The sequence below is a fragment of the Stutzerimonas sp. VN223-3 genome, assembly GCF_045999685.1.
GTDB classification, from domain to species: Bacteria; Pseudomonadota; Gammaproteobacteria; order Pseudomonadales; family Pseudomonadaceae; genus Stutzerimonas; species Stutzerimonas stutzeri_AR.
Map to the genome: position 1 here is coordinate 1,299,902 of NZ_RBEC01000002.1, position 15,059 is coordinate 1,314,960.

The following is a 15,059-nucleotide window of genomic DNA, read 5'->3' on the forward strand; positions in this document are numbered from 1 at the left end:
GCATTGGCGGGCGCGCCGTTGGCGCGCCTTTAGCTTTATCTGAATGGAGAGCGCTATGGCTTGGAATGAGCCGGGTGGCAACTCGAATAACCAGGATCCCTGGGGTAGTGGTGGCGGTGGTCGTCGCGGTGGTGGCGATCAGAAAGGTCCGCCGGACCTGGATGAGGCTTTCCGCAAGTTGCAGGACAGCCTTAACGGCATGTTTGGTGGCAAGAAGCGTGGTGGTGGTTCGTCAGGTGGTGGCAGCGGCAAACGTGGCGGTTTCGGACTTGTCTGGATCGGTCTGGTGGTGCTGCTTGTCGTCTGGCTGTTCAATGCGATCTATATCGTCGACGAACAGGAGCAGGCGGTTGTGCTGCGTTTCGGTAAGTATCACGAAACCGTCGGGCCGGGTCTGAATATCTATTTCCCGCCGTTCGATCGCAAGTTCCAGGCTAACGTCACTCGCGAGCGCTCTTACAGCAAGCAGGGTCAGATGCTGACCGAAGACGAGAACATCATCGAAGTACCGCTAACGGTGCAATACAAGATCAGCGATCTGCAGGCCTTCGTACTCAACGTCGAAGACCCAGAGGCCTCGCTGCAGCATGCAACCGATAGTGCGGTTCGTCATGTGGTGGGCTCGACAGCGATGGATCAAGTATTGACCGAAGGCCGTGAGGCGATGGCGAACGAGGTCGAAGAGCGGCTACAGCGCTTCCTCGATAACTACGGCACTGGCATCGTCGTCACGCAGGTCAACCTTCAGAGTGCGGCAGCGCCTCGTGAAGTGCAGGAAGCCTTCGATGACGTAATTCGTGCGCGGGAAGATGAGCAGCGTGAGAAGAATCAGGCCGAATCCTACGCCAACGGCGTTATTCCTGAGGCCCGTGGTCAGGCCCAGCGCATGCTGGAAGAGGCCAGCGGTTATCGAGATGCGGTGATTTCCCGCGCTCAGGGTGAGGCGGATCGCTTCACCAAACTGCTTGCCGAGTATCGCAAGGCGCCTGACGTAACGCGCGAACGCCTGTATCTGGAAACCATCCAGGAAGTCATGAGCAATACCAGCAAGGTTCTTGTTACCGGCGAGAGCGGACAGAACAACCTGCTCTATTTACCGTTGGACAAGATGATCAATAGCCGTAATGGCACCGAGCGATCTTCAGCAGCACCCGCATCGGCGGCCTCGACTCAGGCCACGCGTCTGCCGCCGGAGCTCGATCCGCGTGAAGTGCGTACACGGGAGGTTCGCTAATGAGCAATAAGTCCCTGACGGCGCTTATCGTGGGCGTGGTGCTAGCGATCGTTCTATGGAACAGCTTCTATATCGTTTCGCAGACCGAGCGTGCGGTGCTGTTGCGCTTCGGTCGTATCGTCGAGCCGGATGTGAAGCCGGGTCTTCATATGAAGATTCCGTACGTAAACAGCGTTCGTAAGTTCGATGCGCGCTTGATGACGCTCGATACGGCCACCGCGCGTTACCTGACGCTGGAAAAGAAGGCATTGATGGTCGATTCCTATGCCAAGTGGCGGGTCGACAACGCTGAGCGTTTCTACACAGCCACCTCCGGTATGAAACAGATCGCCGATGAGCGTCTTGCGCGTCGTCTCGAAGCGGCACTGCGCGACCAGTTCGGTAAGCGCACGCTGCACGAGTCGGTATCCGGCCAGCGAGACGAACTGATGGCCTTGGTCACCAATAGTCTGAATCAGGCTGCGCAGCAGGAGCTCGGTATCGAGGTTGTTGATGTGCGCGTCAAGGGCATCGACTTACCTCGCGAAGTGAATCGAAGCGTGTTCGAGCGCATGAGCTCCGAGCGTGAGCGTGAAGCCCGTGAACATCGTGCGAAGGGTAAGGAACTGGCCGAGGGTATTCGGGCTGATGCTGATCGCCAGCGCCGGGTATTGCTCGCCGAGGCCTTCCGTGAGTCCGAGGAGCTGCGTGGTGATGGTGATGCGCAGGCTGCGGCGATTTATGCCGCGGCGTACGAGCAGGATCGCGAGTTCTACTCGTTCCATCGTAGTTTGCAGGCTTATCGCGATAGTTTCGCCAACAAAGAAGATGTCTTGGTGTTGGATCCCAATAGCGATTTCTTCCGCTACCTGGAATCCGCAACAGCACAATAGCTGCAAGGGCAATTACCCGGCGGGACGATGTGGTCCGCCGGGTGACCCCCTGGCAAAAGATTGCTATGATCCGCCAGCCGGGGAAAACCCGGCTTTTTTGCGTCTGCGCCCTTGTGGAAAGCAGGCTTATCCGAGCATGGTCAGCCATGCTAATCCCCTTGCGGGGCATGGCACGGCGCCATGGTTCAAACACAATCGCACGCGACCGATGGCCGGCTCAGGCTGTAGCCTCGGTGTTCGTCTGCTTGACTAGGCTTGCCGTATCGAGAGGTGATTGGCGAAATGGCAACGGTAGACCGCTGGCTCCTGCCAGATGGCATCGAAGAGGTGCTGCCGCCCGAGGCGGCGCGTATCGAAACCGCGCGACGTCGCGTGCTGGATCTGTTCCAGCGCTGGGGCTACGAGTTGGTCATTACCCCTCACGTGGAATTTCTCGAGTCGCTGCTCACCGGCGCGGGGCAGGATCTTGATCTCAAAACATTCAAGGTCATCGATCCGTTGTCGGGTAGGCAGATGGGCTTGCGTGCAGATATCACGCCGCAAGTGGCGAGAGTGGATGCTCACACCTTGCGCCGCGAAGGGCCCAGCCGTCTTTGCTATGCCGGTAGCGTGCTGCACGCCAAGCCCCAGGCGCTTGCCACCTCGCGTAGCCCGATTCAGTTGGGTGCCGAGCTTTATGGCGATGGCAGCACTTCCAGCGATATTGAAGTGATCAGTCTGATGCTGGAAACGCTCGCTCTCGCGGATGTGCCTGATGTGCATATGGATCTTGGGCATGTCGGCATCTACCGCGGCTTGGCTCGCGCGGCCGGCTTGTCTGGCGATGCCGAGCAGCGTCTGTTCGATGCGCTGCAGCGCAAAGCGATGGATGAAATAGCTGCCTTGACCGCCGATCTCGAGCCGGCGCTTGCAAGCATGCTGCGCGCGCTGGCCCGTCTCTGCGGCGGTCGCGAGACGCTCGATGCTGCGCGTGCCGCGCTTGCCGACGCACCGGTTGAGGTGCGCGAGGCGCTCGAAGGCCTAGTTCATATCGCTGATCAATTGGCGATACGGTATCCGACCCTGCCGCTGTACTTTGATCTGGGCGAGTTGCGCGGTTATCACTACCACACTGGCGTCGTGTTCGCGGTGTTCGTTCCGGGCGTAGGGCAGTCGATCGCACAGGGTGGACGTTATGACGACATCGGTGCGGATTTCGGTCGCGCGCGGCCAGCGACCGGTTTTTCGACGGATCTGAAGACCCTGGTCGCCCTGGGTAATGCCGAGCTCGTGGCTCCCGTAGTTGGTGTCTGGGCGCCGCACAGCACTGATCCAGCGTTATGGCAGACGATCTGTCGACTGCGCAAGCAGGGCGAGCGGGTCGTGCAGGCCTTGGATGGGCAGCAGAGCGATGCCGCGTCGAGTGTCGGCTGTGACCGCCAGCTGCTGTTGAAAGATGATTTCTGGACTGTGACACCGCTGGCGCGCTGATCCGGGTCGCGCTGAATGCGCTAGGCTGGTTTTCAAGTTTTTTCGCCGGTTGTGACCGGTATGCTTCGCCGAAGAGGACAAAGATTTATGGGTAAGAATGTCGTGGTCCTGGGCACCCAGTGGGGTGATGAGGGCAAGGGCAAGATTGTCGATCTGCTGACCGACCAGGCGGCTGCCGTGGTTCGTTTCCAGGGCGGTCACAATGCGGGTCATACGCTGGTTATCGATGGCGAAAAAACCGTGCTGCATCTGATTCCGTCCGGCATTTTGCGCGAAAAGGTGCAATGCCTGATCGGTAATGGTGTGGTGGTGGCGCCGGATGCGCTGATGCGCGAAATCACCAAGCTGGAAGAAAAGGGCGTGCCGGTGCGCGAGCGCCTGCGTATCAGTCCAGCCTGTACGTTGATCCTGCCGTATCACGTAGCCTTGGACCAGGCGCGCGAAGCGTCACGCTCAGAAGGCAAGATTGGCACCACGGGGCGTGGGATCGGGCCGGCCTATGAGGACAAAGTTGCCCGTCGGGGTCTACGTATTGGCGATCTGTTCAACCCGGAGCGCTTCGCCGTCAAGCTGCGTGAACTCCTCGAATATCACAACTTTATTCTGCAGAATTTCTACAAAGTAGAGCCTGTCGATTTCCAGAAAACCCTGGACGAAGCGCTGGGTTATGCCGAAATTCTCAAGCCGATGATGGCTGACGTGTCGGCTCGCCTGCATGAGCTGCGAAAGCAGGGCGCGCGCATCATGTTCGAGGGGGCCCAAGGCTCGCTGCTGGACATCGATCACGGTACCTATCCGTATGTTACAAGCTCCAGCACCACGGCTGGTGGTACGGCTACCGGTTCCGGCTTCGGTCCGCTTTATCTGGACTACATTCTGGGTATCACCAAGGCCTATACGACTCGTGTTGGCTCTGGTCCGTTTCCGACTGAGCTGTTCGATGATATCGGTGCGCGTCTGGCGGAACGTGGTCACGAGTTCGGCTCTACGACCGGTCGTGCTCGGCGTTGCGGCTGGTTTGATGCGGTGATTCTGCGTCGCGCCATTGAGATCAACAGCGTTTCTGGTATCTGCCTGACCAAGCTGGATGTGCTCGATGGGCTGGAAACTATTCGAATCTGCGTTGCGTATAAAGATCGCAACGGCGAGGTGTTGGTTGATGCGCCGACCGATGCAGACAGTTACCAAGGTTTGCAGCCGGTATATGAAGAAATGCCGGGTTGGAGCGAATCCACCATCGGAGTCAAGACGCTAGAAGAGCTGCCAGCCAATGCTCGCGCTTACATCAAGCGAATCGAAGAGCTCGTCGAGGCGCCGATCGACATCATTTCCACCGGGCCGGATCGCAACGAGACGATAGTGTTGCGTCATCCTTACGCCTGATAGCTCGCCTATACAAACAGGCCGCCCAAGGGCGGCCTTCTTATTTGGGTTCGGGTTGATTGCGAATGAACGAGCCTTAGGCTCGGAAAGGGTTCATCCTTTCGCAATCGTGCTGTTGCTCGGCGGCTAATTGGTTTTCAAGCGCAGAAACGAAAAAACCGAGCCAGTGGCTCGGTTTTTTCTGAAGAGTGGTGCCCAGGAGAAGACTCGAACTTCCACGATGTTGCCATCGCTAGGACCTGAACCTAGTGCGTCTACCAATTCCGCCACCTGGGCACATTGCGATGATTGCTCACCGACTTCTGTCGATTGCTGGTCGAGGCCGACAAACCTCGTGTCTACAAGATTCTCCGGAAGAGAAATCTCATCAAATAAATGGTGCCCAGGAGAAGACTCGAACTTCCACGATGTTGCCATCGCTAGGACCTGAACCTAGTGCGTCTACCAATTCCGCCACCTGGGCACTGCAAACGATGATAGTTCATCGTTTCCGTGCTACAACGTCTACCAGACATTGTGGGCGCGAACTATACGGGCGGGGTTATGCCTTGTAAAGGCCCGCAGGGGAAAAATAATTCGCTCGAAAGCTGCCGTCAGCAGGCGTTTCGCGCTTCAATAGATATAGGGCGTTCTGCCTCTATAAATGAATGAAAGGTGACATCTCTTAATGGCCGATTGGCAATCCCTCGACCCCGAGGCCGCACGTGAAGCGGAAAAGTACGAAAACCCCATCCCCAGCCGTGAGCTGATTCTCCAACACTTGAGTGAGCGCGGCTCGCCAGCGGCGCGTGAGCAGCTGGTGGAAGAGTTCGGACTGGCCTCCGAAGAAGATATTGAAGCTCTGCGCCGCCGTTTGCGCGCGATGGAGCGTGACGGTCAGCTGATCTATACCCGGCGCGGCGCTTATGCCCCGGTGGACAAGCTGGACCTGGTTTGCGGTCGTGTCAGCGGCCATCGCGATGGCTTCGGTTTCCTGATCCCAGATGATGGCAGTGATGACCTGTTCCTCAGTCCTGCACAGATGCGCCTGGTATTCGACGGCGACCGCTGCCTTGCAAGGGTCGCCGGCCTCGATCGTCGCGGTCGCCGCGAGGGCGCGATCGTCGAAGTGATCAGCCGGGCTCATGAAACGATCGTTGGACGCTATCAGGAGGAGAGCGGCATCGGTTTCGTCATGGCCGACAACCCCAAGATCCAACAGGAAGTATTGGTAACACCTGGCCGCTCAATGGATGCCAAGCCCGGTCAATTCGTCGAAATCAAGATTACCCATTGGCCGACTCAGCGCTTCCAGCCTCAGGGTGATGTGGTCGAGGTGATTGGCAACTACATGGCTCCGGGCATGGAGATCGACGTCGCGCTGCGCAGCTTCGATATACCTCACGTCTGGCCTGACGCCGTAAAACGCGAGGCTGCCAAACTCAAGCCTGAAGTAGAAGAGAAGGACAAGCACAAGCGTGTCGACCTGCGCCATCTACCCTTCGTCACCATCGATGGTGAGGATGCGCGGGATTTCGACGATGCGGTGTATTGCGAGAAGCTCAGCGGCTGGAAGCTTTTTTCTGGGGGCTTCCGCTTGTACGTTGCGATCGCGGACGTATCGCACTATGTGAAGGTGGGGTCGGCGCTGGACAAGGAAGCCGAGCTGCGCGGCACCTCAGTGTACTTCCCTGAGCGGGTGGTGCCGATGCTCCCGGAAGAGCTTTCCAACGGTCTCTGCTCGCTGAATCCGCATGTCGATCGTCTGGCGATGGTTTGCGAAATCACCCTGAGCAAATCAGGGAAGATGACCGACTATCAGTTCTACGAAGCGGTTATCCATTCCCATGCCCGGCTGACCTACAACAAGGTCAGCAGCATGCTGGAGCAGCCGTCCTCGGCTGAAGGCAAGCGCCTGATCGGTGAGTATGCGGAGATCCTGCCGGACCTCAAACAACTGTACGCGCTATACAAGGTATTGCTAAAAGCGCGTCATACCCGCGGTGCGATCGACTTCGAAACCCAGGAGACGCGCATCGTCTTCGGCGCGGAGCGCAAGATCGCGGCCATCAAGCCCACCGAACGCAACGACGCGCACAAGCTGATCGAAGAATGCATGCTCTGCGCCAACGTGGCCACCGCACGCTTCCTTCAGGATCACGACATTCCCGGTTTGTATCGCGTTCACGATGGTCCGCCGCTGGAGCGTCAGGAAAAACTACGTGCGTTCCTCGGCGAGTTGGGCCTGACCTTGCACAAGGGTAAGGAGGGACCGACGCCTAAGGACTATCAGGCGTTGCTGGAGCGCATCCAGGGGCGTCCCGATTTCCACGTGATCCAGACTGTGATGCTGCGGTCGCTCAGTCAGGCGGTCTACAGTCCGGACAATAACGGGCATTTCGGTCTCAACTACGAGGCTTATGCGCACTTTACTTCGCCGATCCGTCGCTATCCGGACCTGCTGATCCATCGTGCGATTCGCAGCGTGATTCGCTCTCGCCGCGATACCTCGCATGTGCGTCGAGAAGGGGCGACCAGCATGCCCAAAGCGCGCATCTATCCGTACGATGAGGCCGCGTTGGAGCAGTTGGGCGAGCAGTGCTCGATGACCGAGCGCCGCGCCGATGAAGCGACCCGTGACGTGGTGAACTGGCTGAAGTGCGAGTTCATGAAAGACCGGGTCGGCGAGAGCTTCCCTGGTGTCATCACGGCGGTAACGGGGTTTGGCCTGTTTGTCGAGCTGACCGATATCTATGTCGAAGGCCTAGTGCACGTGACCGCCATGCCCGGCGATTACTACCATTTCGATCCCCTGCACCATCGCCTCTCCGGCGAGCGCAGTGGGCGCAGCTTCCGTCTCGGCGACCGCGTTGAAGTGCGGGTGATGCGCGTCGATCTCGACGAACGCAAGATCGACTTCGAGCTGATCAGTGGCGGCAGCAGGATCGGCATTGGCGAGCGTACCGTGGCTGATACCAAGGGCGGCGCTCGTAAGGATGGGCGCGGCAAGAAGGGCGCCGATACCTCGTTCAGCGAGCGGGAGCCTGTCAGTGCCGATGTTCGCAAAAGCCGTGAAATGAAGAAGGCGCTGCTCGCCGATGCAAAAGAGGGCAAGTCGGCGAGGACCAAGCCCAAGCGCAGCTCGTCGAAGCCAAAGGCGGTCAGCAAGCCGGCCACCAAGACCGACGGCAGCGCGCCGCGCAAGCGTAAGGCCAAGACATGAGCGATCTTGAAAAAATCTACGGCTTGCATGCCGTGGAGGCTTTGCTTCGCTATCATCCGAAACGAGTCAAACAGGTCTGGCTGGCCGAGGGGCGCGACGATCCGCGGGTACAGGCGCTGGTGCAATTGGCAGAACAGTCGAAAGTTCGCGTTGGCCAGTGCGAGCGCCGCGAGATGGATGCCTGGGTCGAGGGGGTGCATCAGGGCGTGGTAGCCGATGTCAGTCCCAGCCAGGTCTGGGGCGATGCGATGCTCGAGGAGCTTCTGGATCGGGCCGAAGGTGCGCCTTTGTTGCTGGTGCTCGATGGCGTCACGGATCCGCACAATCTCGGCGCCTGTTTGCGTACCGCTGATGCTGCCGGGGTGCTGGCGGTGATCATCCCCAAGGACAAATCAGCGACGCTGAACGCCACGGTGCGCAAGGTGGCCTGCGGTGCTGCGGAAGTCATTCCACTGGTTGCGGTCACCAACCTTGCGCGAACGTTGGAAAAGCTACAGCAGCGAGGTTTGTGGATCGTCGGCACGGCCGGTGAAGCCGACCAGGAGCTCTACGATCAGGACCTCAGCGGGCCCATCGTGTTGGTGATGGGGGCTGAGGGCAAGGGCATGCGGCGTCTGACTCGTGAGCATTGCGATTATCTGGTACGGCTGCCAATGGGTGGGAGCGTCAGCAGCTTAAACGTATCCGTCGCCACCGGCGTCTGCTTGTTCGAGGCGCTGCGCCAACGCCGCTCAGGCAAGGCTGCGAGTTAGTAAGGCGGTGCCGTCAGGCGCCGATCTACTGCAAAGCTGCTGCTCATCTCGAAACGGATCGCCCCGTTAGCGGTCAATTGTCCGTTCTGAGGCTTACTGTCGGCTCCATCGTGTTTTTGGTTTGGTTGTGTGTTCGGATGCGAGCCTGCGCCAGCTATTGATTAGAGCTGGCGCAGGCTCCCATCATGGAGGTCGTATGCCGCAACGCCCGTCGTTCGAGACGCTATTCAGAGTTTCACCGAACGCCTATTTATTGCTTGATCGAGAGCTGGCCATCCTGGATGCCAACTCGGCTTATCTGAAACTCACCGCTCGCGCACTTGAAGATATCGTTGGGCGGCGCATACATGAGGCGTTCGCGGCTGATCCCCAATTCCCGGACGCGAGCCATGTCGAGGAGCTGCTTGAATCTTTTGGCCGCGTACTGCGCACCAAAACGGTGGATACGCTGCCGGTAATTCACTACTCGATAGCGGTCAACTCCGAAGCCGGTGCCGCATACGAGGATCGTTACTGGAGTGCGACGCATACGCCGGTGCTGGATGAGCAGGGTGAGGTGACCGCCATCCTGCAGCACACCGTTGATATCACCGAGTTGCAATCGCTGAAGGCTTCCTTGCGTTCGGCCGAGTTCCCTGAGCAGCCATCGCAGCAGATCGAGGCGGCGATTTTGTCGCGCGCCAAGATGATGCAGGATGAAGGTAACCAGTTGCGCCAACTGTTTGCTCAGGCGCCGGGCTTCGTCTGCTTCTTGCGCGGTCCCGAGCATGTATTCGAGCTGGTCAACGAGGCTTATCAGCAGCTCACCGGTCATCGGCAATTGTTAGGCAAGGCGGTGCGCGATGGTTTACCCGAGCTGGCGGGGCAAGCGTTTATTGGTCTGCTGGACCAGGTTTACCTCACTGGCGAGCCTTATATTGGCAGGGGCATGCGAGCGCTTTTGCAGCGCCGCTCCGACGTAAAGCCGGAGGAGGTCTACGTTGACTTTGTGTTCCAGCCAATCATCGAGCGTGACGGGCGAACGTCGGGCATTTTCGTGCAAGGCAGTGATGTGACCGAGCGGCATCGCAGCCAGCAGGAACTGCGCGAGCATCGTGAACATCTCGAAGAGTTGGTCCGCGAACGCACGCGCGAGTTGCTGCATAGCGAGTCCGAGCGTCGCGTGGCACAGGCGGCTCTGATGCAATCGCAGAAGCTCGAGGCGGTGGGCAAGCTGACCGGCGGCATAGCCCATGACTTCAACAACATGCTGCAGATCATCGGCGGCAACCTGCAGCTGTTGCGGCGCAATCTAGGTACTGACGAGACGGCTCAGCGCCGACTGGAATCGGCTGTTGGTGGCGTGGAGAAAGGTGCGCGTTTGGCGTCCCAGTTGCTTGCTTTTGCTAGTCGCCAACCGCTTCAGCCGCAATCGGTAGACCTTGGAGAGCTGCTCGGGCAGATGAGCGAATTGCTGAGCGGTGCGCTTGGTCGAGCCACGCAAGTGAACGCCGATGTGCAGCCAGACCTATGGCCGGTTTTCGCTGACGTGGGCAATCTGCAAGCGGCGATCCTCAACCTTGCAGCCAATGCGCGTGACGCAATGACAGGTGGCGGCGCGTTGTGCATACGTCTGCGCAACCGGTCTCTGAATACCGCGCAGCTCGGTGGGCAGCCAGGTGTCGTGGCCGGCCCTTACGTGGAGCTGAGCGTTATCGACGAGGGTGAAGGGATGCGCCCCGAAATACTAGAGCGCGCATTCGAACCATTCTTCACGACACGCAAAGACGCCAATGCGTCTGGCCTGGGTTTGAGTATGGTTTACGGTTTCGTCAAGCAGAGCGGCGGTTTCGTCGAGTTGGAGAGCGAAGAGGGCAGCGGGACTTCGGTTCGTGTGTATTTGCCGAGCAGCGCTGCACAGAGTGAGGCGGGCGTGCAGGAGACGGTGGCTGGATATGGTCGACATCCGGCGCCTGCGACAACATTCGGTGCGCCCGGGGCCGCAGAGGGTTCCAGTGGGCTGAGGATTCTGTTCGTCGAGGATGACCCCACGCTGCGCATGCTTACTGGGGAGGTGATGGAAGAACTTGGTCACGAGGTGAGCCTTTGCGAGTCGGCGGAAACCGCGCTGGAGCGGCTCGATCAGTGTCGCTTCGACGTGCTGCTGACGGATGTCGGTCTGGCTGGAATAAGTGGCATCGAGTTGGTGCGTCAAGCCAAGTTGCGCGACGCCGCGCTGAGCGTCGTTATCGCCTCCGGTTACGCCGTCAATGCGCATGAGGTAGGGCTCGAGAATCTGAGGACGATGCTCAAGCCCTACGATATTCACCAAGTCAGGACCTTGCTTGAAAGCATCCAGGCCGAGCGGTCCGCTGATGGGCGCGGTTGAGCGCCGGCTGGTTAAATAATCACCAAATCGCCTTGCACGGCCGGCCGGCCTTCTCTAGAATTGCGCCCCTTGCCCGGATGGCAGGCGTTTGCGCGCCTCTCTGGCTGGCAAGAAACAACTCATTCACTCCTTGCCTGACCCGCGTTGTGCGGCAGGCTGCAACCCGTAAGGAGCAACAATGCGTCATTACGAAATCATCTTTCTGGTCCACCCCGACCAGAGCGAGCAGGTTGGCGGCATGGTGGAGCGTTACACCAAGCTGATCGAAGAAGACGGCGGCAAGATTCATCGCCTGGAAGACTGGGGCCGTCGTCAGCTGGCTTACGCTATCAACAATGTGCACAAGGCGCATTACGTGATGCTGAACGTCGAGTGCAGCGGTAAGGCACTGGCTGAGCTAGAAGATAACTTCCGCTACAACGACGCCGTCATCCGTAACCTGGTCATCCGTCGCGACGCAGCCGAGACTGAACAGTCCGAGATGCTCAAGGCTGAGGAAAACCGTAGCGAGCGCCGTGAGCGTCGTGATCGCCCTGAATCTGACAATGTCAACGATGACAGCGACAGTGACAGCCGCGACAACAACGCTGACGAGTAATCCACGGACCTATTGAGGAGCCTATTCATGGCACGTTTTTTCCGTCGTCGTAAGTTCTGCCGTTTTACCGCAGAAAACGTGAAAGAGATCGACTACAAGGATCTCAACACACTGAAAGCCTATATTTCCGAAACCGGCAAGATCGTTCCTAGCCGTATCACCGGAACCAAAGCACGCTATCAGCGCCAGCTGGCTACCGCTATCAAGCGCGCCCGTTTTCTGGCCCTGTTGCCCTACACCGACAGCCACGGCCGTTGATCGAACTGTTCGGCAGAAGTAAAGGATAGATCGCATGCGCGCCTTGGCTGACTTCATCATGCGCGGCCGTATGCAAGCGATTGCTGTGGTAGCTGGCTCTGCGGCACTGCCAATGTTGTTCTGGCTGTGTGCCGCTGCGGGTAGCCTGGTGTTGTTGCGCCGTGGATTGAATGATGCGCTGGGTGTGTTGGTCTGGGCTGTATTGCCGGCACTGGCCTGGTGGTACTTCGGTGATCCACGGACTCTGTTGGTGCTGCTGGGATCGTTCGGGTTGGCGCTGTTGTTGCGCAGCCAGAACTCCTGGTCCCGTGTGATGCTGTGCAGCGTAGGGCTCGGGATGCTGTATGCCTGGGCGCTCGGAGTGGTTTTTGGCGAGCCGATCACGGCGCTGGCTACCGAGTTGCAGAATGTGTTGCCCGACATGCTGTCGGATGCCTATCAGCAGCTTTCGGAGGAAGAGCAGGCGCGGTTGGGGGCGTTGCTAATACCGGTTCTGACCGGTCTGTTGGCGGCGCTGCTACAAATCACCACCTTGCTCAGCTTGATGCTCGGGCGGTACTGGCAGGCGCTGTTATATAACCCGGGTGGCTTCGGGCTCGAATTCCGGGCGCTGCGTTTTTCGCCAGCGCTGGCGATGGTGCTCCTGATGGGCATGTTGCTCGGGCCGAGCCTTGGTGCGCAGTTGGCGATGCTGGCTCCGCTCTGCAGTGTTCCGCTGGTGTTTGCCGGCATCGCACTGGTGCACGGGCTGGTGGCAAAGAACCGGATGTCGCGGTTCTGGCTGGTGGGGCTTTACGTCACGCTGGTGCTGTTCATGCAATTGATTTATCCGCTACTGGCCGTCTTGGCCATTGTCGACAGTTTGTTTGATTTTCGCGGTCGGGCATCTCGTGATGACGATGCGGGGCCTGCGAACGGTGAAGGTTAAGTTAGAGAGGTAAGACTCAAATGGAAGTCATCCTGCTGGAAAAAGTCGCAAACCTGGGCAACCTGGGCGACAAGGTAAACGTCAAGTCTGGTTACGGCCGCAACTACCTGCTGCCGCAGCGCAAGGCTACTGCTGCAACCCCGGCCAACATCGCCGAGTTCGAAGCTCGCCGTGCCGAGCTGGAAAAAGCTGCTGCCGAGCGCAAGGCTTCTGCTGAAACTCGCGCTGCCCAGTTGGCCGAACTGGAAGTCACTATCACCGCTACCGCGGGCGATGAGGGCAAGCTGTTCGGTTCCATCGGTACTCACGACATCGCCGATGCCCTGACCGCCTCTGGCGTGGAAGTGGCCAAGAGCGAAATTCGTCTGCCGAACGGCACCATCCGTCAGGTTGGTGAGTACGACGTAGCCGTGCACCTGCACACCGACGTCGAAGCGACCGTAAAGCTGATCGTGATCGCTGGCTGATACCGGCTGTCGTCTGGCACCTCGGGTGCCTGACGGGTAACATCGGGCACGTTTCCACGCGAGTGGAACGTGCCCTTTGTCTTTCTGAACATCAATATTCCGAGTGCCATGAACGACATCAGCATCCCTCAGCAGTACGACCTGGAAACCGCCGCGCTCAAGGTGCCGCCGCATTCCATCGAGGCCGAACAGGCCGTGCTTGGCGGGCTGATGCTGGACAACAATGCCTGGGAACGTGTGCTCGACCAAGTCTCCGACGGCGACTTCTATCGTCATGATCACCGCCTGATCTTCCGCGCCATTTTCGTTCTGGCCGAGCGCAACTCGCCGTTCGATGTAGTGACTCTTTCCGAACAACTGGATAAGGAAGGTCATCTGCCGCAGGTCGGTGGGCTCGCATATTTGGGCGAGCTGGCAAAGAACACGCCGTCCGTGGCCAATATCAAGGCCTACGCGCAAATCATTCGCGAGCGGGCGACGCTGCGTCAGCTGATCGGTATCAGCAACGAGATTGCCGACAGCGCTTATGCGCCGCAAGGCCGTACGGGCGAGGAGATCCTCGACGAAGCCGAGCGGATGATCTTCCAGATCGCCGAAGCACGACCGAAAACCGGCGGGCCTATCGGCATCAATGACATTTTGGTGAAGGCAATCGACCGCATCGACTCGTTGTTCAATGCGGGCGAGGCGATCACCGGAATTTCCACCGGGTTTACCGACCTCGACGAGGCTACCAGTGGTCTTCAACCGGCCGACCTGATTATCGTTGCCGGTCGTCCTTCGATGGGCAAAACTACCTTTGCTATGAACCTGGTCGAGAACGCTGTGCTGCGTTCTGATAAAGCGATTCTGGTGTATTCGCTGGAAATGCCCGCCGACTCCATTGTGATTCGTATGCTTGCCTCGCTTGGCCGCATCGACCAGACCAAGGTGCGGACCGGCAAACTCAGCGACGACGACTGGCCGCGACTGACCTCGGCGGTCAATCTGCTCAACGACCGCAAGCTGTTCATCGACGATACCGCTGGCATTAGTCCTTCAGAGATGCGTGCACGTACGCGGCGCTTGGCGCGCGAGCACGGCGAAATCGGCATGATCATGGTCGACTACTTGCAACTGATGCAGATTCCCGGCTCCAGCGGCGACAACCGCACCAACGAGATTTCCGAAATATCCCGTTCGTTGAAAGGCCTGGCCAAGGAGTTCAACTGTCCGGTAGTCGCCCTGTCGCAGCTCAACCGTTCGCTTGAGCAGCGCCCCAATAAACGTCCGGTCAACTCCGACCTCCGTGAATCCGGCGCCATCGAGCAGGACGCCGACATCATCATGTTCGTCTACCGGGACGAGGTGTATCACCCGGAAACGGAATACAAGGGCGTTGCCGAAATCATCATCGGCAAGCAGCGGAACGGCCCGATCGGGACCACGCGACTGGCGTTTCTCGGCAAATACTCTCGCTTCGAGAATCTGGCACCGGGCAGCTACCAGTTCGACGACGAATAATCGGCTGGCGTTCAGCTGCTTGCG

General features: G+C 58.9%; 12 protein-coding genes and 2 tRNA genes. 12 read left to right on the forward strand and 2 right to left on the reverse strand.

The features are described 5' to 3' along the window. The first annotated feature begins 55 nt into the window (after nt 1-55). The 4 genes from hflK (at nt 56) to D7241_RS14650 (ending at nt 4,959) form a co-directional block, all read left to right on the forward strand. On the forward strand, nt 56-1,234 hold the full coding sequence (gene hflK, locus D7241_RS14635) for an FtsH protease activity modulator HflK (RefSeq protein ID WP_255977161.1): 1,179 nt from the start codon (nt 56-58) through the stop codon (nt 1,232-1,234). After that, complete coding sequence (hflC, locus tag D7241_RS14640; RefSeq protein ID WP_408102119.1) at nt 1,234-2,106, forward strand: protease modulator HflC; 873 nt, start codon at nt 1,234-1,236, stop codon at nt 2,104-2,106. The genes hflK and hflC overlap by 1 nt, the downstream gene beginning before the upstream one ends. Before the next feature lie 282 nt (nt 2,107-2,388). Continuing rightward, nucleotides 2,389-3,576: an ATP phosphoribosyltransferase regulatory subunit gene (locus D7241_RS14645; RefSeq protein WP_408102120.1), complete on the forward strand. Its 1,188-nt coding sequence runs from the start codon at nt 2,389-2,391 to the stop codon at nt 3,574-3,576. 87 nt (nt 3,577-3,663) lie between these two features. Continuing rightward, nucleotides 3,664-4,959 carry an adenylosuccinate synthase gene (locus D7241_RS14650; protein ID WP_408102121.1) on the forward strand — a complete coding sequence of 432 codons (1,296 nt, stop codon included), beginning with the start codon at nt 3,664-3,666 and terminating at the stop codon, nt 4,957-4,959. 189 nt (nt 4,960-5,148) lie between these two features. Here the strand turns inward: D7241_RS14650 and D7241_RS14655 are convergent. Continuing rightward, nucleotides 5,149-5,235: transfer RNA gene (locus tag D7241_RS14655), tRNA-Leu, on the reverse strand. A gap of 100 nt (nt 5,236-5,335) precedes the next feature. Beyond that, nucleotides 5,336-5,422, reverse strand: a tRNA-Leu gene (locus D7241_RS14660). Nucleotides 5,423-5,626: 204 nt separating this feature from the next. Here D7241_RS14660 and rnr point away from each other — a divergent pair. From rnr to dnaB, 8 genes are all read left to right on the forward strand, one after another. Then, nucleotides 5,627-8,161 carry a ribonuclease R gene (gene rnr / locus D7241_RS14665; RefSeq protein ID WP_408102122.1) on the forward strand — a complete coding sequence of 845 codons (2,535 nt, stop codon included), beginning with the start codon at nt 5,627-5,629 and terminating at the stop codon, nt 8,159-8,161. Further along, the gene (gene rlmB / locus D7241_RS14670; protein WP_408102123.1) at nt 8,158-8,913 is read left to right on the forward strand and encodes a 23S rRNA (guanosine(2251)-2'-O)-methyltransferase RlmB; all 756 of its coding nucleotides are present in this window, start codon (nt 8,158-8,160) and stop codon (nt 8,911-8,913) included. The genes rnr and rlmB overlap by 4 nt, the downstream gene beginning before the upstream one ends. Nucleotides 8,914-9,109: 196 nt before the next feature. Continuing rightward, complete coding sequence (locus tag D7241_RS14675) at nt 9,110-11,281, forward strand: PAS domain-containing protein (protein WP_408102124.1); 2,172 nt, start codon at nt 9,110-9,112, stop codon at nt 11,279-11,281. Nucleotides 11,282-11,459: 178 nt separating this feature from the next. Then, on the forward strand, nt 11,460-11,879 hold the full coding sequence (gene rpsF / locus D7241_RS14680; protein WP_255977143.1) for a 30S ribosomal protein S6: 420 nt from the start codon (nt 11,460-11,462) through the stop codon (nt 11,877-11,879). 27 nt (nt 11,880-11,906) lie between these two features. Beyond that, a complete protein-coding gene (gene rpsR / locus D7241_RS14685; RefSeq protein ID WP_019340128.1) occupies nt 11,907-12,137 on the forward strand; it encodes a 30S ribosomal protein S18 in 231 nt (76 codons plus the stop codon). A 34-nt stretch (nt 12,138-12,171) separates the two neighbouring features. After that, the gene (locus D7241_RS14690) at nt 12,172-13,065 is read left to right on the forward strand and encodes a hypothetical protein (RefSeq protein ID WP_255977141.1); all 894 of its coding nucleotides are present in this window, start codon (nt 12,172-12,174) and stop codon (nt 13,063-13,065) included. Between the two features lie 20 nt (nt 13,066-13,085). Then, the gene (gene rplI, locus D7241_RS14695; RefSeq protein ID WP_021206774.1) at nt 13,086-13,532 is read left to right on the forward strand and encodes a 50S ribosomal protein L9; all 447 of its coding nucleotides are present in this window, start codon (nt 13,086-13,088) and stop codon (nt 13,530-13,532) included. Nucleotides 13,533-13,640: 108 nt separating this feature from the next. After that, nucleotides 13,641-15,035 (forward strand): replicative DNA helicase, encoded by a 1,395-nt coding sequence (dnaB, locus tag D7241_RS14700; protein WP_408102337.1) that lies wholly within the window; start codon nt 13,641-13,643, stop codon nt 15,033-15,035. Nucleotides 15,036-15,059 lie beyond the last annotated feature (24 nt).